Here is a 16,635-nt window from a genome sequence, read left to right on the forward strand (position 1 = left end):
TCTCCCGTCGTCCGGTCCGGCGGCCGTCGCGTCGCGCGCTGTGCGCGACGGCGGCCGTCGGCCAGGGTAGACGACGGTCAGATGACGCCGAGCGCGAGGATCGCGTCGGCGACCTTGGTGAAGCCCGCGATGTTGGCGCCGAGCACGTAGTTGCCGGGCGTCCCGTACTCGTCGGCCGTCTCGACGCACCGGTCGTGGATGCCGGACATGATCTGCGCGAGCCGGTCCTCGGTGTACTCGAACGACCACGCGTCGCGCGAGGCGTTCTGCTGCATCTCGAGCGCGGAGGTGGCGACGCCGCCGGCGTTGGCCGCCTTGCCCGGCGCGAAGAGGACGCCCGCGTCCTGGAGCAGCGCGACGGCAGCCGGGGTGGTCGGCATGTTGGCTCCCTCGGCGACGGCGACGACGCCGTTCGCCACGAGCTGCTTGGCCGCGCCCTCGTCGAGCTCGTTCTGCGTCGCGCACGGCAGCGCGACGTCGCACGGCACGTCCCAGATGGAGCCGTCGGTGACGACGCGCGCGCCCGGGCGGCGAGCCGCGTAGTCGGCGACGCGACCGCGCTCGACCTCCTTGATCTGGCGCAGCAGGTCGAGGTCGACGCCCGCCTCGTCCACGACGTAGCCGGAGGAGTCGGAGAAGGCGACGACGTTCGCGCCGAGCTGCTGCGCCTTGGCGGTCGCGTAGATCGCGACGTTGCCCGAGCCCGAGACGACGACGCGGCGGCCGTCGAGGTCCTGCCCGCGCGTCGCCAGCATGCTCTGCGCGAAGAGCACGGTGCCGTAGCCCGTCGCCTCCGTGCGCACGAGGGACCCGCCCCACGAGATGCCCTTGCCCGTGAGGACGCCGGACTCGTAGCGGTTCGTGATGCGCTTGTACTGCCCGAACAGGTACCCGATCTCGCGTCCGCCCACGCCGATGTCGCCGGCCGGGACGTCGGTGTTCTCGCCGATGTGCCGGTACAGCTCGGTCATGAACGACTGGCAGAACCGCATGACCTCGCCGTCGGAGCGGCCGCGGGGGTCGAAGTCCGACCCGCCCTTGCCTCCGCCGATCGGCATGCCGGTGAGCGAGTTCTTGAAGATCTGCTCGAAGCCGAGGAACTTCACGATCCCGAGGTAGACCGACGGGTGGAACCGCAGGCCGCCCTTGTACGGGCCGAGCGCGGAGTTGAACTCGACCCGGAAGCCGCGGTTGATCTGCACGCGGCCCGTGTCGTCCACCCACGGGACCCGGAAGATGATCTGGCGCTCGGGCTCGCAGACGCGCTCGAGGACGGCTGCCTCGACGTAGCGCGGGTGCTTGCGCAGCACGGGGCCGAGCGAGTCGAAGACCTCGCGCACGGCCTGGTGGAACTCGGCCTCGCCGGGGTTGCGACGCAGGACCTCGTCGTAGACGGACTGCAGTCGACTGTCCATGGGCACTCCTCGTCTGGGCGGAAACTCCTGCTGACGGTACGCCTGTGCCAGAAGTTCCCGTACCGCCGTCTCACTCCCTGCGCACCCGGAGAGGTCGCGCGCGGGCTCGGGACGAGGCCCGGGGCGCGCCCCGGGGGGCGTCACGGGCCTGCCGGAAGCACCCGCGGACGACACAACCGTCCACCCGTCGAGAAACCCGATCGATCTAGTGCGGTTTATCGCGAGCCGTTGCTATACCCGTCCCCAGGTCACGAGCACCAGCGCCAAGCCCCGGCTCGCTGGTCGGCAACCCCCTGTTACGGCGGGGTGCTCCGGGAGATGACCCGGCCGTGCGCGACCAGCCCCGCACCCGCGGGGACGGCCGCACGGCAAGCGTGATCGACGACTACTGCGAGGTGCACATGACCCACCGCTCCCCCTCCCCGACGGTCCTCGCCGTCTCCGGCAACCCTCGGCCCGGCTCGCGCACGCTCGGTGCCGCCGAAGCCGTGGCGCACCGCGTCGCGGGCCTCCTCGGTACGACCGACGTCGCGGCGATCGACCTCGCGACGTTCGGCGACGAGGTCCTCGCCGCCGAGCACCCCGGCGCGGACGCCGCGCGCGACCGGCTGGCCGCGGCGACCGTCGCCGTCGTGGCGACCCCGGTCTACAAGGCCTCGTACACCGGGCTCCTCAAGGCGTTCCTCGACCTCTACGGCCCGGACGGCCTCGTGGGCGTCGTCGTCGTGCCGCTCGTCGTGTCCGGCAGCCCCGCCCACGCGCTCGTCGGCGAGGTGCACCTGCGACCCGTGCTCGTCGAGCTCGGGGCGGTCGTCCCGACCCGCTCGCTCACGGTCACCGAGGCGCAGCTCGCGGACCTGGGCCCCGTCGTGGACGCGTGGCTCGCCCGCGAGGGCGACGCGCTGCGCCGCGCCGCGACGCCGCTCCCCGGTGTGGACGGCGGCGACCCGCCGCCCGCCGACCAGGCCGTCGCCGACGCGTTCGCGGGGGTGACCCGATGACCGCCGGGCTCACCCACCTGGAGGCCCTCCTCGCGGAGCAGGACGAGCCGCAGCTCTCCCCCGACGAGTACAAGGCCGTGTTCCGCGGCCACCCCGCCGGGGTCGCCGTGATCGCGCTCGAGCACGACGGCCGCCTCGTGGGATTCACCGCGACGTCGGTCATCTCCGTCTCGGCCGCGCCGCCGCTGCTCGCGTTCTCGCTCGCGTCGACGTCGTCGTCGTGGCCCGCGGTCTCGGCCGCGCGGACGCTCGCGGTGAGCTTCCTCGCCGACCACCAGGACGACGTCTCGGCCCGGTTCGCCACGAGCGGCATCGACCGGTTCGCCGACGGCGGCTGGTCCCGCCTCGGCACCGGCGAGCCCGTGATCGACGGCGCGCTCTCCTGGGTCCGGGGCCGCGTCGTGCAGCGCACGCCCGTCGGCGACTCCTACCTCGTCTCGCTGCGCGCGCTCGCGTCGAGCGTCGGCGCGGGCGGTGGCACCCGGCCCGGGGCGGCCGGCGCGCCGTCGCCCCTCGTCTACCACGACCGCACCTACCACCGGATCGGGGACCACTCGGCGCTCTGACCCCGAGCGGCGGGCACCAGGGGCGAGGGGCCCGACCGCGGACGCGCCGCCGTCGGGCCCCTCGTCCGTCCCGCGCCGCCCTTCACGGGTGGACCGGTCACCAGCTCCAGCCGCGCGCGCTGAGCTCGAGCTCCTCGCGGAAGCGTTCGTCGTCGCCCGTGCGGAACCCGGCCCGCAGCGGGGCGTCCTCGACCGAGAGCCCGGTGAGCCGGCACGCCTCCCGCAGCAGCGCGTCGTAGGCGCCCTGGACCGCGAGGTAGTGGTGAGCACGGGCGAAGACCTCCGGGTCCGCCTCGATGCGCCGCATCTCCGCCGCGAGCTCGCTCAGCCGCACCTGGAGCGCGAGCGTCGCGAGCGGGTCGGGGGGCGGCGGACGGCGCCGCAGCAGGTGCGGCCGGCTGGTCGTCCGGTGGCTCGGAGGGCGACCTGCGCGGCGCAGCACCCACCACGCGGCGGCGGCGGTGCACGCCGTCGCGCACCAGATCATGAGCAGCCACGACATCGGAGCCGACCTCTGCGCGGGGAGACCCACAGGACCCCTCCAGTCTAGGTCCGCGTGCCGCCCCGAGCCATGGGTCGCGCGCGCCATCCCCCCGGAGCGCGGCACGGCCGTACGATGCCGACGACGCGCGCCGAGGCGCGCCACGACGACGGGGGCCGCGCATGACGACAGCACGACGGCTGCGGACGATCGCGTTCCGCGGCCGGCTCTGGGCGGCCCTCGTGCTCCCGCTGTGCCTCGTGGCCGGAGCCGTCGCCGCGGGCGGCGGCCTGCTCATGGCGGGGTTCGTCGTCGCGGCGGTCCCGGTCGCCGGCCTGCTCGCGCTCCCGCCCCTGCTGGGGACGTGGGTCGGGCGCGTACGGACCGCCGACGACGTCCCGCTCCCCGACGCCGTCGTGACCGTCGCGCTGTGGGTCGTGACGGTCCCCGTCGGCTTCCTCCTGACGTACACCCAGCCGGTCCCGCTGGACGTCGCGACCCCTCCCGGGTATCACGCGGCCGAGCTCGCGAGCGCCGTCGTGGTGCCCGCGGTCCTCGTGCTCTGGGTCGCGCAGCTGGCCCTGGCGCTCGTCGGCGTCCGGGCACGGCGACGCGCGCCCGACGCCGCACCCGCCGGCCCGGGAGCCGCGACCCTGCCGGGCTGACCGGGTCAGCCGGCGAGAAGGTCCGCCTGCGGGTGCCGCACGCCCTGCACCGCCCCGCGCGGGATGGCGGCGCCGATCGCCGCGACGTCGTCCGGGGTGAGCCCGATCGAGGCCGCGGCGACGTTCTGCTCGAGGTAGGCGAGTCGCTTCGTGCCCGGGATCGGGACGACGTCCTCGCCCTGGGCGAGCAGCCAGGCGAGGGCGAGCTGCGCCGTCGTGACGCCGCGCTCCGCGGCGAGCTGCTCGAGGGTGCGCACGAGGCCGCGGTTGTGCTCGAACGCCTCGCCGGCGTACCGGGCGTGGGCGCGGCGCACGTCGTCCGCGGCGAAGCCGTCGGGCGCGTCCACGGTGCCGGTGAGGATGCCGCGGCCCAGGGGTGAGAAGGGCACGAACCCGACGCCGAGCTCGCGCAGCGCGGGCAGCACCTCGTCCTCCGGGTCGCGCGTCCACAGGGAGTACTCGCTCTGCACGGCCGTCACCGGGTGCACCGCGTGGGCGCGGCGCACCGTCGCGGCGGACGGCTCCGAGAGGCCGATGCCGCGGACCTTCCCGGCCTCCACGAGCCCCGCGAGCGCACCGACCGTGTCCTCGATCGGGACCTGCGGGTCGACGCGGTGCAGGTAGTACAGGTCGAGCCGGTCCGTGCCGAGGCGGCGCAGGCTCGCGTCGACCGCCGCGCGCACGTACGCGGGGCGACCGTCGACCCGCCGGCCGTCCGGGTGCCCGCCCGCGGGCGGGAGCCCGAACTTCGACGCGAGGACGATCTGGTCGCGGTGCGCCCCGAGTACCCGGCCGATCAGCTCCTCGTTGCGGCCGTGCCCGTAGACGTCGGCGGTGTCGATCAGCGTCACCCCGAGCTCGAGCGCACGTCGCAGCACGGCCTCCGCCTCGGTGGCGTCCGCGGGGCCGTACGCGTCCGTCACGGACATGCCGCCGAAACCGACGGCCGCGACGGTGAGGGCGGCGTCCCCCGCGCCGAGCGTGCGCTGGGGGAGGAGGTGCAGGGCGGCAGGGGCGAGGTCGTCGGTCATGACGCCAGCGGACCACTCCGGGCGTCGCTCGGCAAGGGCCGCGGCGGGTCCTCTCACCTGGCGAGAGAACGTGACGCGCACCCCTCGCGACGGGCACCATCGGCCCGTGTCGCCGTAGGTCAGGCACGCCTGTCCTTGCTGGCGGGAGCGGGGAATCCTACCTAGTCTGGAATCGTTCAAGAGAACGAGCCACGAGGACGGCACCGACGGAAGCCGGGTGACCGCCGCACGTTCCGGGAGACCCCCGAGAGAGCGAGGAGCACCATGTCCGCACCCACCATCCACCGCGCCACCGCCCGATTCGAGGCGTCGGAGACGCTCCGCGCCCACCTGCAGCGCGTGCTCGTCGCGCTCGTCGACCTGCACGTCCAGGGCAAGCAGGCCCACTGGAACGTCACGGGCCGCGGGTTCCGCGACCTGCACCTCCAGCTCGACGATGTCGTGGACGTCGCGCGCGAGCACAGCGACACCGTCGCGGAGCGCATGCGCGCGCTCCAGGTCGTGCCCGACGGCCGGACCGAGACCGTCGCGACGACGACCGACCTCTCGCCGTACCCGGCCGGCCTCGTGTCCGTCGGCGACACGGTCGACGCGATCGTCGAGCGCATCGCCCAGACCGTCGAGGTCGTGCGCGAGGTGCACGACGGCGTCGACGCCGAGGACCCCACGACCGCCGACATCCTGCACGAGATCATCGCCGACCTGGAGAAGCAGGCGTGGTTCCTCTCCTCGGAGAACCGCGAGGCCTGACGAGCCCGTCGGCCCGGGCGTCGTGGTCGCACGAGGCCCGGGCCGCACGGCCTGCGCCGAGGGGCTCGGTCAGGCGACCGCGACGTGCCGGGATGCTCGTCCGGAGAGACCGAGCGTGTCGCGCAGCGTCGTCCCGGGGTAGGCCGTGCGGAACAGGCCGGCCCCCTGCAGGAGGCGCACGACCCGGCCGACGATCGCGTCGAGGTCGGTGCTCAGGGACGACGGGCGCAGGAGGAAGCCGTCTGCCGCACCGGCGCGCACCCACTCCTCGGCCGTGACCGCGAGGTCGCGCGCCGTGCCGACGTGCGTGAGGGAGTCCGTGTCCCACGAGACGCCCTCGAGGTCCTCGATCAGGTCGAGGCGCGCCTGGGCGCTCGCACGCGTGTCGCCGATGACCACGTACGCGTCCACGAGGACCCGCAGGGCGTCGGGGTCGCGCCCCGCGTCTGCCGCGGCGGCGCGCACCTGCGCCCGCCGGGCGACAGCCTCGTCCAGCGTCGCCGCCCGCACCCGGACCACGTCCGCGCGGCGGGCCGCGAGGTCCAGCGACGCGGGCGTGCTCGCTCGCACGACGACGGGCGGCCGGCCCTGCGGCGGCCGCGGCGTGCTGGACGGCCCCGCGACCGCGAACCGGATGCCCTCGTGGTCGACGTGGCGGAGCTGCTCGCGATCACCGGGCCGGCCGGTCGCGACGTCGCGGGTCTCCGCGTCGTCCTCCCACGAGTCCCACAGCCGCGTGACGGCCTCGACGGCCGCGCCCGCCTCCGCGACGGCGCCGGGCTCGTCCTGCGCGCCGTCGGGCCCGGACGCCGCGGCCTCTGCCGGCGTGGTGGACCACCCGACCTGCCAGCCGGCGCGTCCAGAGCTCACGTGGTCGATCGTCGCGATCGCGGTGGACACGTGGAAGGGCTCGGTGTGCGTCGTCGTCACGGTCGGGACGAGGCCGATCCCCGCGCTGCGGGGCGCGAGGCGGGAGGCGACGAGCGCGGCGTCGAGCCGGCCCCGGACGGACCCGTCGCGGCTCGGCCGGAGCGTGAACGCGTCGTCGAGCGTGACGAGGTCGAGCAGGCCGCGCTGGGCGGTGGCGACGAGCTCGACGAGGCGCTTCCCGTCGAAGAGCCGCTGGGCCTGGGTGCCCACGGTCCGCCAGGCGGCGGGGTGCGCGCCGGCGTCGGTGAGGTCGACGCCGAGGTGGAGCGTGCGGGCGGGGCGGGGGTCGGACATCGCGAGGTTCCGTTCTCGGTGCTGCCAGCGCAGCGCCGACGCCGTCGCCGGTAGAGCGCCGACGACGCTCGGGGCGCGGCGGGTGCGGAGGTGGGCAGGGCTGCTCCGCCGCGGGGTGGCAGGACGGGGCGCGGGAAGCCGGGGGCGACGGGCCACGCGCGGGGCGCGCGGGCCTCTTCGGTGGCGGTTCGTCGTCAGCGACAACAGGTGGCGCGCGCGGGACCCGCGGTCCCGAGTGCGCGCGCGGCAGAGGCGCCCGCGGGTGGACGGGGGCACGTCGAGGCGTGCGCGGCGGTCACCGGGGTGCTCACCGCGGTGCTCACCGCGGTGCTCGACTCCCGCCGGTCCATCGTCCGTCTCCTTCGTGCCCGTCGCCGGGCTCCGCGTCCTTGCCCCGCGCCGCGCGTGGTCCGCGCGACGCGGGACCCGGTCCTCACCCGGGGCACCCCACCGCGCGGGAGGGTTGCCGTCCGACGAGCCGGGGCTTGGCGTCGGAGCTCATGACCATGTCCTGTGACCGGGGTACGTCGACCTCGGTTGCGCGGGAACTTACGAGCGGCCGCCGCAGGGTGTCAACGCGCCGAGGGGACCTTCCCACATACTGGACTTGATCGGTCAACTTTCTGCCGCCCGAGGCGCTGCTTGCACCGAGTGCATCGATGCACTTAGTGTCAAGAGGTGCCCCTCCCCTCCGCGACCGACCCGTCGGGCGTGCCCGTGACCGACCCGACGACGGGCTCCGCGCCCGCCCCCCCGACCGGCTCCTCCACCGACCGCCGCGCCGCGCTGCGCGCACGGCACCGGCGGGCGATCGTCGACGCGGCGGCGTCGCTCATGGAGGAGAACGGCGGCACCCGGTTCACCGTCGACGAGCTCGCGGCCCGCGCCGACGTCGCGCGGCGCACGATCTTCAACCACTTCGCGTCGCTCGACGACGTGGTGGTCGAGGTGTGCGAGGATGTGCTGGGCACCGTGGTCGACGCGCTCGGGGCGAGCGCGGCCGACCCCGGCACCGACCGCACGACCCCGCTCGACGACCTCACCGCGGCGCTCCGCGGCACCGACCTCGTCGGCCCGATGTCCTACCTCACGCGCGCACTCGGCGGCACCGCGACCGAGCCCACCCCGCGCGTCACGACGATGGTCGTGCGCACGTTCACCCACCTCGCCGAGCGCCTGGTCGCCGAGACCACGCGGCGGCACCCCGACGTCGACCCGCTCGAGATCGAGATGCTCGTGGGCGCGCTCATGGCCGGGGTCCTGGTGATCCAGCGACGCTGGTGGGCCGCGACCGGCGCCGCCGACGACGACGCCTCGCGCCGCGTCTGGGCGGACCTCCTCGACCACCTCGTCGGACGTGTGCGCGCGGGCTGGGCGCTCCCCGCCTGACGCCGCCCTCCTCCCCCGACCGACCACCACCCGGCCTGCACGCCGCACCGCTCACCGGACCGCCGACCGGACCGTCCCGGACTCCCACCGAAGGATCCTCATGGCTGAACTCCTCTACCGCCTCGGCCGCGCCAGCGCGCGCCGCGCGCGGACCGTCCTCGCTTCGTGGCTCGCGGTGCTCGTGCTGGCCGGGGCGGCGTTCGTCGCGTTCGGCGGCTCGCTCGCGAGCAGCTTCTCCATCCCCGGCACCCCGACCGCCGAGGTGACCGAGCGCCTGCAGACGGCGCTCCCGGAGGCCTCCGGCGGGAGCGGCACCGTCGTCTTCGTCACGGAGGACGGCTCCGCGTTCACGCCCGAGCAGGAGGCGGAGATCTCCGACCGCCTCGCCGCGGCGGAGGACGTCGACGGCGTCGAGACGGCCGTCGACCCGTTCGCCACGCAGGCCGAGCTGGCGGACCAGCGTCAGCAGATCGGGGACGGTCGCACCCAGATCGAGGCCGGGCGCACGCAGATCGAGGACGGTCGCGCCCAGCTCGCCGCGGGCCAGGAGCAGCTCGACGCCGCGCGGACCCAGCTCGACCAGGGCCAGGCCCAGCTCGACGCGGCGCGCGCGCAGGCCGAGGCCGCGGGCGCGCTCGACCAGGTGGCGCCCCAGCTCGACGCGCAGCAGGCCGAGCTCGACGCCGGGCGCGCCGAGCTCGACGCCCAGGCCGCGGCGCTCGACAAGCAGGTGACCGCGCTGGAGGACCAGAGCACGATGCTCGAGGAGCAGTCCGCGCAGCTCGAGCTCTCCGCACCGCTCCTCGAGATGGCGTCGGAGATCCGCATGGTGTCCGAGGACGGGAGCGCCGCCGTCGCGAGCGTCGCGTTCACCGAGCCGAACATGAGCATCGAGCAGCAGACCAAGGACGACCTCGTCGCGGTCTTCGCCGACGACCCGGTCGACGGCGTCCAGACGGACTTCTCGTCCGACATCACGCAAGGAGTTCCCCAGGTCTTCGGCGTCGGCGAGGCGATCGGCCTCGTCGTCGCGGCGATCGTGCTGATCGTCATGCTGGGCACGCTCGTCGGCGCGGGGCTGCCGATCCTCACGGCGCTCATCGGCGTCGGGATCGGCGCGCTCGCGGCGATGTCGCTGTCGGGCGTCGTCGAGATGTCGTCCGTGACGCCCGTGCTCGGCCTCATGCTCGGGCTCGCGGTCGGGATCGACTACTCGCTGTTCATCGTCAACCGCCACCGCCGCCAGCTCAAGCAGGGCGACGACGTGCAGGAGTCGATCGCGCTCGCGAACGGCACGTCGGGCAACGCCGTCGTCTTCGCCGGCGCCACGGTGCTCATCGCGCTCCTCGCGCTCAACGTCACCGGCATCCCGTTCCTCGGCCTCATGGGGACCGTCGGCGCGCTGTGCGTCGCGATCGCCGTGCTCATCGCCGTCACCCTCACGCCAGCCCTGCTGAGCATGATCGGGACGCGCATCCTCAGCCGTCGCGAGCGCGCCGCGCTCGCCGGGACCGAGGCGGCCGGGGCTCCGGGCGAGACCGACGCCGCAGCCGGCCCCACGCCGTCGGGCACCACCGCGGGGGCGGCGAAGCCCGCTCGCCCGATGTCGACGCTGCGCGCGGTGGGCACGGCGCTGCTCGCCGTCGTGGCGCTCGGGGTGATCGCCCTCCCCGCGCTCGACCTGCGCACCAACCTGCCCGACGGGTCGTCGGAGGCGCACGACTCCACCCAGTACCGCGCGTACTCGACGATCGCCGAGCGGTTCGGCGAGGGCACGAACGGCCCGCTGCTCGTCGTCGCCGACCTCCCGGGCGAGCCCACGGAGGCGGAGGCCCTGGAGTACCAGGTGCGCGTCGCCGAGGAGCTCTTCGCGCTGGACGACGTCCGCGCGGTCGCCCCGATCGGCACGTCGGACGACCGCACGGTCGCCGCGTTCCAGGTGGTTCCCGCCGAGGGACCGACGAGCGAGTCCACCGAGGAGCTGGTGCACGACCTGCGCGCGCTCGAGCCGCTCGACGGGGACGTGACGCTGGGCGTCGCCGGCTCGGCCAGCGGCAACATCGACATCTCCGACAAGCTCGCGCAGGCGCTGCCGATCTACCTCGCGGTCGTCGTGGGCCTGTCGCTCGTGATCCTCGTGCTGGTGTTCCGGTCGGTCTTCGTGCCGGTCGTCGCGACGCTCGGGTTCATCCTGTCCTACTTCGCCGCGCTCGGCGGCGTCGTCGCGATCTACCAGTGGGGCTGGCTGTCGGGGGTGTTCGGCGTCGAGACGCCGGGCCCGATCCTCAACTTCCTCCCCACGATCCTCGTCGGCATCCTGTTCGGCCTCGCGATGGACTACCAGCTCTTCCTCGGCTCGGGGATGCGCGAGGCGTACGCGCACGGCGCCCCGGCGCGCGTCGCGATCACCCAGGGCCTGCGCGCGGGCCGGTCCGTCGTGACCGCGGCGGCGATCATCATGATCTCCGTCTTCGGCGGGTTCGTCTTCTCGCACAGCGCGATGATCCGGCCCATCGGGTTCGCGCTCGCGTTCGGCGTGCTGGTCGACGCGTTCGTCGTGCGGATGCTGCTCGTCCCGGCGCTCATGCACCTCGTGGGCGACAAGGCGTGGTGGCTCCCGCGCTGGCTCGACCGCATCCTGCCCGACGTCGACGTCGAGGGCGCCGCCCTGGAGCGCCGCCACCCGCACCACCCCGACGGGGATGCCGGCGCGGACGACGCGGGCAGTGCCACGACCGACCCTGGAGCGACCGAGCCGGAGCCCGCGCGCGGCTGAACGCTCCACGTCACCTCCCGGCGCCGAACCCGGGGTCCCGCGTCACCGAGTCTGCTCGGTGGCGCGGAATCCCGGGTTCGGCGTCAAGGGCGGGGCACGTGGACCGTCGCGACGATCGCGTGGTGGTCGCTGCCGGGCACGGGCAGGGAGGCGACGTCGGTCACGACGTTCTCGCGGTCCGTCACCACGTGGTCGAGGTTCAGGACCGGCGGCACCGTGCCCGGCCGCGGCGACCACGACAGGTCGAGCCCGCCGCCCGACGCGCGGCTCGCGTCGTGGAACCGGTCGCCGAGCAGCCGGCGGAACGTCGCGTGGTCGTGGGTCGCGTTGAAGTCGCCGACGAGCACCTGCGGGAGCGGGTCCGCCGTCGCCCGCTCGGCCAGCGCGGCGGTCTCCTCGCCCCAGACCCGCACGTACTCCGGGATCGGCGGGATCGGGTGCACGGCGGTGACCCGCACCGGCACCCCGTCGACCTCGACCGTCGCGGACGGCATCGCGTCGTTCGAGAACGGCTCGAGGTCCACGTCGCGGAGGGGCGACGCGCTCCACAGCCCGCTGCCGAGCGCCCCGGACCCGACCTTCGCGTCCGCGCTGTACGGGAGCACGTCCTCGATGCCCGCCGCGACGAGGCGCTCGCGCAGGTCGGTCGTCAGCTCCAGCACGGCGAGCACCTGGACGTCCTGCTCGCGGACGAGGTCGACCAGCGCGTCGGCGTCCGCCGACCCGAGCCACGCGTTGGCGCCCATCACACGCACGGAGACCGCGCCGTCGGGCGGTGCCGGACCGGGCACGAACGCCGGCACGAGCCACACCGCCTGCGCGGCGACGCACACGGCGAGCAGCGCCGCGAGGATCCACCGGCGCACGACGAGCGTGACCACGACGCCGACGACGGCAGCCGCCGCGACGAACGGCGTGAACCCGACGACCTGCGCGAACGGCGTCACCGCGTCGTACGGGACCGCGCGCACGAGCGTGAGCAGAGCGACCGCCACGGTCCCCGTCGCCAGCAGGACGGTGAGGACCGGACCGCCCGGCCGCCGTCGGGCGGTGACGCGCGCGGGCGGGAGGCTCGTGGTCACCGAGGTCATGCCCGGACTCTCGCAGCATCGCGCCCGGCCCCGCGCCCCGCCGCACCACCTCGCCCGCCGACCTCCACGAAACCCGCGCAGCATCGCGCCCCGGTCCGCCGAGCACGACATGAGGGTCGTTCTCCGCCCGAGAACGACGCTCATGTCGTGCTCGACAGCGGGCAGGGTCGTGCTCGGCCAGGGTCCATGGACGACGACGCCCCGGTCACCTGGGCGGTGACCGGGGCGTCCGTGGTGCGGGGTGTCAGCCGAAGATGGCCGGGAGCGTGCCGCGGAAGGCCGCGTCCGCCTCGCTGAGCGGGACGGTGAACAGGCCCGCGACGTCGAGCGCCTCGCCGGACTCGGCGACGGCGCCGGGCTCGGTGCCCGTCTCGCCGATCTTCAGCACGGGGACGCCTCGCGCGACGCACGCGTCGACGAGCTTGGACTCCTCGCCGCGGGGGACCGCGACGAGCGCGCGCGCCGTCGACTCGGAGAACAGCGCCTCGAACGGGGTGACGCCGTCGCGCTCGGTCAGCGCGTCGAGCGACACGGTGGCCCCGACGCCGAAGCGCAGCGACGCCTCGAGGAGCGCCTGCGCGAGCCCGCCCTCGGAGAGGTCGTGCGCGGCCGACACGAGGTCGTCGCGGCTCGCGTTGACGAGGACGCCGGCGAGCGCCTTCTCGGCCGCGAGGTCCACCTGCGGGGGCACGCCGCCCAGGTGGCCGTGCTCGACGTCGGCCCAGGCCGACCCGTCGAGCTCGGGGCGCGTCGTGCCGAGCAGGTAGATGCTCTCGCCCGTCTCGCGCCAGCCCGACGGCGTCGCGTGCGCGACGTCGTCGAGCACGCCGAGCACGCCCACGACGGGGGTCGGGTGGATCGACGAGTCGATCTGGCCGGGCTCGCCGGTCCCGTTGTAGAGCGACACGTTGCCGCCCGTCACCGGCACGCCGAGCTCGCGGCACGCGTCCGCGAGGCCCTCGATCGCCTCGACGAGCTGCCACATGGAGTCCGGGTCCTCGGGCGAGCCGAAGTTGAGGCAGTCGGTCACGGCGAGCGGGCGGGCGCCCGTCGTCGCGACGTTGCGGTACGCCTCGGCGAGCGCCAGGCGGGCGCCCGTGCGCGGGTCGAGCTTGCCGTAGCGGCCGTTCGCGTCCGTCGCGAGCGCGACGCCGAGGCCCGTGCTCTCGTCGACGCGGACCACGCCCGAGTCGTCGGGCTGCGCGAGCGCGGTGTTGCCCTGGACGAACCGGTCGTACTGGTTCGTCACCCACTCCTTGGACGCGAGGTTCGGCGACGCGAGGAGGCGCAGGGCCGTCGCGCGCAGGTCGTCGCCGCTCTCGGGGCGTGCGAGCGCGTCGGCCTCGACGGTGCGGGCGTTGAGGCCGTCCTGCCACGACGGGCGCGCGTACGGGCGGTGGTAGACCGGGCCCTCGTGCGCGACCGTCCGGGGGTCGACGTCGACGATGCGCTCGCCGTGGTGGTCGATCGTCAGGCGGCCCGAGTCGTTGACCTCGCCGATCACGGCGGTCTCGACGTCCCACTTGGCGGTGATCGCGAGGAACTCGTCGAGCTTGTCGGGCGCGACGACCGCCATCATGCGCTCCTGCGACTCCGACATGAGGATCTCGCCCGCGTTGAGCGTGGGGTCGCGCAGCAGGACGTCGTCGAGCCACACGTGCATGCCGCCGTCGCCGTTGGAGGCGAGCTCCGACGTCGCGCAGGAGATGCCGGCGGCGCCGAGGTCCTGGATGCCCTCGACGACCTGCGCCGCGTAGAGCTCGAGGCAGCACTCGATGAGGACCTTCTCCATGAAGGGGTCGCCCACCTGGACGCTCGGGCGCTTGGCGGGCACGCCGTCCTCGAACGTCTCCGAGGCGAGGATCGAGGCGCCGCCGATGCCGTCGCCGCCCGTGCGCGCGCCGAACAGCACGACCTTGTTGCCGACGCCCGAGGCGTTGGCGAGGTGGATGTCCTCGTGGCGCAGCACGCCGAGGCACAGCGCGTTGACGAGGGGGTTGCCCTGGTACGAGGAGTCGAAGACGAGCTCGCCACCGATGTTCGGCAGGCCGAGGCTGTTGCCGTAGCCGCCGACGCCGGACACGACGCCGTGCACGACGCGCGCCGTGTCCGGGTGGTCGACGGCGCCGAAGCGGAGCTGGTCCATGACGGCGACGGGGCGCGCGCCCATGGAGATGATGTCGCGCACGATGCCGCCGACGCCCGTCGCGGCGCCCTGGTAGGGCTCGACGAACGACGGGTGGTTGTGCGACTCGACCTTGAACGTCACGGCCCAGCCGTCACCGATGTCGACGACGCCCGCGTTCTCGCCGATGCCGACGAGCAGGTGCTTCTTCATCTCGTCCGTGGTGGCCGCGCCGAACTTCGACAGGTGGACCTTGGACGACTTGTACGAGCAGTGCTCGGACCACATGACGGAGTACATCGCGAGCTCCGCGGCCGTGGGGCGGCGCCCCAGGATGTCGCGGATGCGCTGGTACTCGTCGGGCTTGAGGCCGAGCTCGGCGTACGGCTGGACCTCGTCGGGGGTGGCGGCGGCGTGCTCGACGGTGTCGAGCGTCGGCGCGGCGGGACGAGCCTCGGAGCGTGCGGAAGCCTGGGGTGCGGGGGCGGTCATCGTTTCCCTCGGGTGGGCGCTGAGCGGGGAGCGCACGACGGCGCGCGGCCAGTCTACCGGCGTACGGGGAGAGGGCGTCCGCGCGTCTCGCGTCGCGGTCGGCGGAGAACCGAGACGGGCGTCTCGCCGTGCGGAGACCCGTCCTCCGGGTTCGGATGGAGGCGTGCCCACCCTTCTCGAACCGACCTCCGGTCCTGCCCGCACCCCGACCAGCGACCTCCTCGACCCGCACCTGGAGCGCCTCGGTCACGACCTCACGCTCGTCGAGCGCCAGCTCCACGGCTACTCCCGTCGCACGGGCTCGTACGTCGGGCACCAGGCGTTCGAGACGGTCGAGCCGGCGGGTGGGCGCTACCGGGAGGAGCTCGAGGCCGAGCGCGAGCGCATCCTGTCGCGGCTCGAGCTGCTCAGCGCGATGCGCGTGGCCGCAGGCTCCTGACCGCCCTCCCGACCCGGGTCAGAGCGTCAGCCCGAGCACGACGCCCAGCACGCCGAGCGCGGGCGGCACGAGCTGGACGAGGGCCGCGCGCGCCTTGGACGGCGACGACAGGATCAGCACCAGCCCCGCGGCGACCATCGACCCGGCGCCCGCGACGACGAGCGTGAGCCCCACGTCCTGCCGGTCCGTCGCGTACAGGACGATGCCGAGCACGACGAGCACCGCGAGGAACAGGTTGTAGAACCCCTGGTTGAACGCGAGCTCCTTCGTCGCCTCCGCCTCCTCGCGCGACGTGCCGAACGTCGCGCGCGTGCGCGCGCTCGTCCAGGTGAGCGACTCCATGACGAAGATGTACACGTGGATCGCCGCGGCGACCCCCGCGAGCGCCAGCCCGAACCCGATCACGGTCGGCCCCTCCCGGTCCGCGAGGCCGCACGGTGCACGACCTCCCGCCGGCGGGCGGGTCCGGGTCGCTGCCTCAGCGGTCCTCAGCGTTCCACAGGAGCGGCTCCGCCGCCGCGAGCGCCACGGCGAGCGCGCCGAGGGCGAGCCCGACACGCGTGTGCGGCAGGCGCACGCCCCGCGCGCGCAGCCGCTCCCCACGGCGGTAGACCCACTTCTCCCCGGCGACGGCGAGCGTCGTCGCGAGCGCGACGCCCCCGACGGCCCCTGCCGCGACGACCCCGGGCGGCACCGGCGTCGGCTCGTCGCGGTCCGGCGCGTACCTGTTGTCCTCGCGCGCGGTGGGGTCCGCGGGATCAGACCCCCGCGTGCTGCCCGTCCCGGCGCTCGGCGCCGCGTCGAGGTCGTCCGCGACGGCCCCTGCTGCGCGGACGGCGTCGCGCAGCGACCGGGCGCCCTCGCGTGCCTCGCGTCCCTCCGTCGTCGAGGTCACCGTGAGCACGGCGCCCGCCGTCGCGACCGCCGTCTTGGCGAGCGCGCGGGCCCAGCGCGGCCGTACGACGTCGGGCACGGCGTACCAGGCGACGGTCGCCAGGCCGGCGATCGCCACGGTGCGCGGGTCGGCGGACCGCCGGGTCGGCTCGTGCTCGGTCATCGGGCCCCTTCGTCGGACGGGTGCGGCGCGGACGCGCTCGCCGACCTCAACGGACCACGCGCCCACGGAGTTCCGGCGGCGGACGCGACCTCCGCCTCCCTGGATGCCGCCGAACCCGGGGTCTTTCCCGACG

General features: G+C 74.7%; 15 protein-coding genes and 2 riboswitches. Of the genes, 7 read left to right on the forward strand and 8 right to left on the reverse strand.

Going from position 1 to position 16,635, the window contains the following annotated elements; all coding sequences use genetic code 11:
* Nucleotides 1–77: 77 nt before the first annotated feature.
* Nucleotides 78–1,415 carry an NADP-specific glutamate dehydrogenase gene (gene gdhA, locus ACFC2L_RS02180; protein ID WP_375822584.1) on the reverse strand — a complete coding sequence of 446 codons (1,338 nt, stop codon included), beginning with the start codon at nt 1,413–1,415 and terminating at the stop codon, nt 78–80.
* 246 nt (nt 1,416–1,661) lie between these two features.
* Nucleotides 1,662–1,796, forward strand: a riboswitch (SAM riboswitch).
* 20 nt (nt 1,797–1,816) lie between these two features.
* On the opposite strand from gdhA, the gene ACFC2L_RS02185 reads away from it, so the two are divergent.
* Both ACFC2L_RS02185 and ACFC2L_RS02190 read left to right on the forward strand, forming a co-directional pair.
* Nucleotides 1,817–2,416, forward strand: coding sequence for an NADPH-dependent FMN reductase (locus ACFC2L_RS02185; RefSeq protein WP_375822585.1), 600 nt, complete (start codon nt 1,817–1,819; stop codon nt 2,414–2,416).
* A complete protein-coding gene (locus tag ACFC2L_RS02190) occupies nt 2,413–2,982 on the forward strand; it encodes a flavin reductase family protein (RefSeq protein ID WP_375822586.1) in 570 nt (189 codons plus the stop codon). The genes ACFC2L_RS02185 and ACFC2L_RS02190 overlap by 4 nt, the downstream gene beginning before the upstream one ends.
* Before the next feature lie 97 nt (nt 2,983–3,079).
* Here ACFC2L_RS02190 and ACFC2L_RS02195 read toward each other — a convergent pair whose 3' ends face one another.
* Nucleotides 3,080–3,484, reverse strand: coding sequence for a hypothetical protein (locus tag ACFC2L_RS02195; RefSeq protein ID WP_375822587.1), 405 nt, complete (start codon nt 3,482–3,484; stop codon nt 3,080–3,082).
* 161 nt (nt 3,485–3,645) lie between these two features.
* On the opposite strand from ACFC2L_RS02195, the gene ACFC2L_RS02200 reads away from it, so the two are divergent.
* Nucleotides 3,646–4,128, forward strand: a complete 483-nt coding sequence (locus ACFC2L_RS02200; protein WP_375822588.1) for a hypothetical protein — start codon at nt 3,646–3,648, stop codon at nt 4,126–4,128.
* 5 nt (nt 4,129–4,133) lie between these two features.
* Here the strand turns inward: ACFC2L_RS02200 and ACFC2L_RS02205 are convergent, their stop codons facing one another.
* Nucleotides 4,134–5,159 (reverse strand): aldo/keto reductase, encoded by a 1,026-nt coding sequence (locus tag ACFC2L_RS02205; protein ID WP_375822589.1) that lies wholly within the window; start codon nt 5,157–5,159, stop codon nt 4,134–4,136.
* Between the two features lie 264 nt (nt 5,160–5,423).
* Here ACFC2L_RS02205 and ACFC2L_RS02210 point away from each other — a divergent pair, with 264 nt between their 5' ends.
* On the forward strand, nt 5,424–5,909 hold the full coding sequence (locus tag ACFC2L_RS02210; RefSeq protein ID WP_375822590.1) for a Dps family protein: 486 nt from the start codon (nt 5,424–5,426) through the stop codon (nt 5,907–5,909).
* Between the two features lie 69 nt (nt 5,910–5,978).
* Here ACFC2L_RS02210 and ACFC2L_RS02215 read toward each other — a convergent pair whose 3' ends face one another.
* Nucleotides 5,979–7,133: an LLM class flavin-dependent oxidoreductase gene (locus tag ACFC2L_RS02215; RefSeq protein ID WP_375822591.1), complete on the reverse strand. Its 1,155-nt coding sequence runs from the start codon at nt 7,131–7,133 to the stop codon at nt 5,979–5,981.
* Nucleotides 7,134–7,513: 380 nt separating this feature from the next.
* Nucleotides 7,514–7,639, reverse strand: a riboswitch (SAM riboswitch).
* A 172-nt stretch (nt 7,640–7,811) separates the two neighbouring features.
* Between ACFC2L_RS02215 and ACFC2L_RS02220 the strand changes: the two genes are divergently transcribed.
* Both ACFC2L_RS02220 and ACFC2L_RS02225 read left to right on the forward strand, forming a co-directional pair.
* Nucleotides 7,812–8,522 (forward strand): TetR/AcrR family transcriptional regulator, encoded by a 711-nt coding sequence (locus ACFC2L_RS02220; protein ID WP_375822592.1) that lies wholly within the window; start codon nt 7,812–7,814, stop codon nt 8,520–8,522.
* 100 nt (nt 8,523–8,622) lie between these two features.
* A complete protein-coding gene (locus tag ACFC2L_RS02225) occupies nt 8,623–11,298 on the forward strand; it encodes an MMPL family transporter (RefSeq protein ID WP_375822593.1) in 2,676 nt (891 codons plus the stop codon).
* Between the two features lie 83 nt (nt 11,299–11,381).
* Here ACFC2L_RS02225 and ACFC2L_RS02230 read toward each other — a convergent pair whose 3' ends face one another.
* Nucleotides 11,382–12,389, reverse strand: a complete 1,008-nt coding sequence (locus ACFC2L_RS02230) for an endonuclease/exonuclease/phosphatase family protein (RefSeq protein WP_375822594.1) — start codon at nt 12,387–12,389, stop codon at nt 11,382–11,384.
* Nucleotides 12,390–12,633: 244 nt separating this feature from the next.
* A complete protein-coding gene (gene purL / locus ACFC2L_RS02235) occupies nt 12,634–15,006 on the reverse strand; it encodes a phosphoribosylformylglycinamidine synthase subunit PurL (protein WP_375822595.1) in 2,373 nt (790 codons plus the stop codon).
* Nucleotides 15,007–15,169: 163 nt separating this feature from the next.
* Here purL and ACFC2L_RS02240 point away from each other — a divergent pair, with 163 nt between their 5' ends.
* Nucleotides 15,170–15,445, forward strand: a complete 276-nt coding sequence (locus tag ACFC2L_RS02240) for a hypothetical protein (protein WP_375822596.1) — start codon at nt 15,170–15,172, stop codon at nt 15,443–15,445.
* An 18-nt stretch (nt 15,446–15,463) separates the two neighbouring features.
* Here ACFC2L_RS02240 and ACFC2L_RS02245 read toward each other — a convergent pair whose 3' ends face one another.
* A complete protein-coding gene (locus tag ACFC2L_RS02245) occupies nt 15,464–15,850 on the reverse strand; it encodes a DUF1304 domain-containing protein (RefSeq protein WP_375822597.1) in 387 nt (128 codons plus the stop codon).
* A 73-nt stretch (nt 15,851–15,923) separates the two neighbouring features.
* A complete protein-coding gene (locus tag ACFC2L_RS02250) occupies nt 15,924–16,502 on the reverse strand; it encodes a hypothetical protein (protein ID WP_375822598.1) in 579 nt (192 codons plus the stop codon).
* Nucleotides 16,503–16,635 lie beyond the last annotated feature (133 nt).

Origin of the sequence: Cellulosimicrobium sp. NPDC055967, assembly GCF_042269845.1 — a bacterium.
GTDB lineage: Bacteria > Actinomycetota > Actinomycetes > Actinomycetales > Cellulomonadaceae > Cellulosimicrobium.

What these genes read in the sequence shown, in the direction of transcription:
- gdhA (WP_375822584.1), bottom strand. Translation starts at nt 1,415, where the DNA reads ATGGACAGTCGACTGCAGTCCGTCTACGACGAGGTCCTGCGTCGCAAC.
- ACFC2L_RS02185 (WP_375822585.1), top strand. Translation starts at nt 1,817, where the DNA reads ATGACCCACCGCTCCCCCTCCCCGACGGTCCTCGCCGTCTCCGGCAAC.
- ACFC2L_RS02190 (WP_375822586.1), top strand. Translation starts at nt 2,413, where the DNA reads ATGACCGCCGGGCTCACCCACCTGGAGGCCCTCCTCGCGGAGCAGGAC.
- ACFC2L_RS02195 (WP_375822587.1), bottom strand. Translation starts at nt 3,484, where the DNA reads ATGTCGTGGCTGCTCATGATCTGGTGCGCGACGGCGTGCACCGCCGCC.
- ACFC2L_RS02200 (WP_375822588.1), top strand. Translation starts at nt 3,646, where the DNA reads ATGACGACAGCACGACGGCTGCGGACGATCGCGTTCCGCGGCCGGCTC.
- ACFC2L_RS02205 (WP_375822589.1), bottom strand. Translation starts at nt 5,159, where the DNA reads ATGACCGACGACCTCGCCCCTGCCGCCCTGCACCTCCTCCCCCAGCGC.
- ACFC2L_RS02210 (WP_375822590.1), top strand. Translation starts at nt 5,424, where the DNA reads ATGTCCGCACCCACCATCCACCGCGCCACCGCCCGATTCGAGGCGTCG.
- ACFC2L_RS02215 (WP_375822591.1), bottom strand. Translation starts at nt 7,133, where the DNA reads ATGTCCGACCCCCGCCCCGCCCGCACGCTCCACCTCGGCGTCGACCTC.
- ACFC2L_RS02225 (WP_375822593.1), top strand. Translation starts at nt 8,623, where the DNA reads ATGGCTGAACTCCTCTACCGCCTCGGCCGCGCCAGCGCGCGCCGCGCG.
- ACFC2L_RS02230 (WP_375822594.1), bottom strand. Translation starts at nt 12,389, where the DNA reads ATGACCTCGGTGACCACGAGCCTCCCGCCCGCGCGCGTCACCGCCCGA.
- purL (WP_375822595.1), bottom strand. Translation starts at nt 15,006, where the DNA reads ATGACCGCCCCCGCACCCCAGGCTTCCGCACGCTCCGAGGCTCGTCCC.
- ACFC2L_RS02250 (WP_375822598.1), bottom strand. Translation starts at nt 16,502, where the DNA reads ATGACCGAGCACGAGCCGACCCGGCGGTCCGCCGACCCGCGCACCGTG.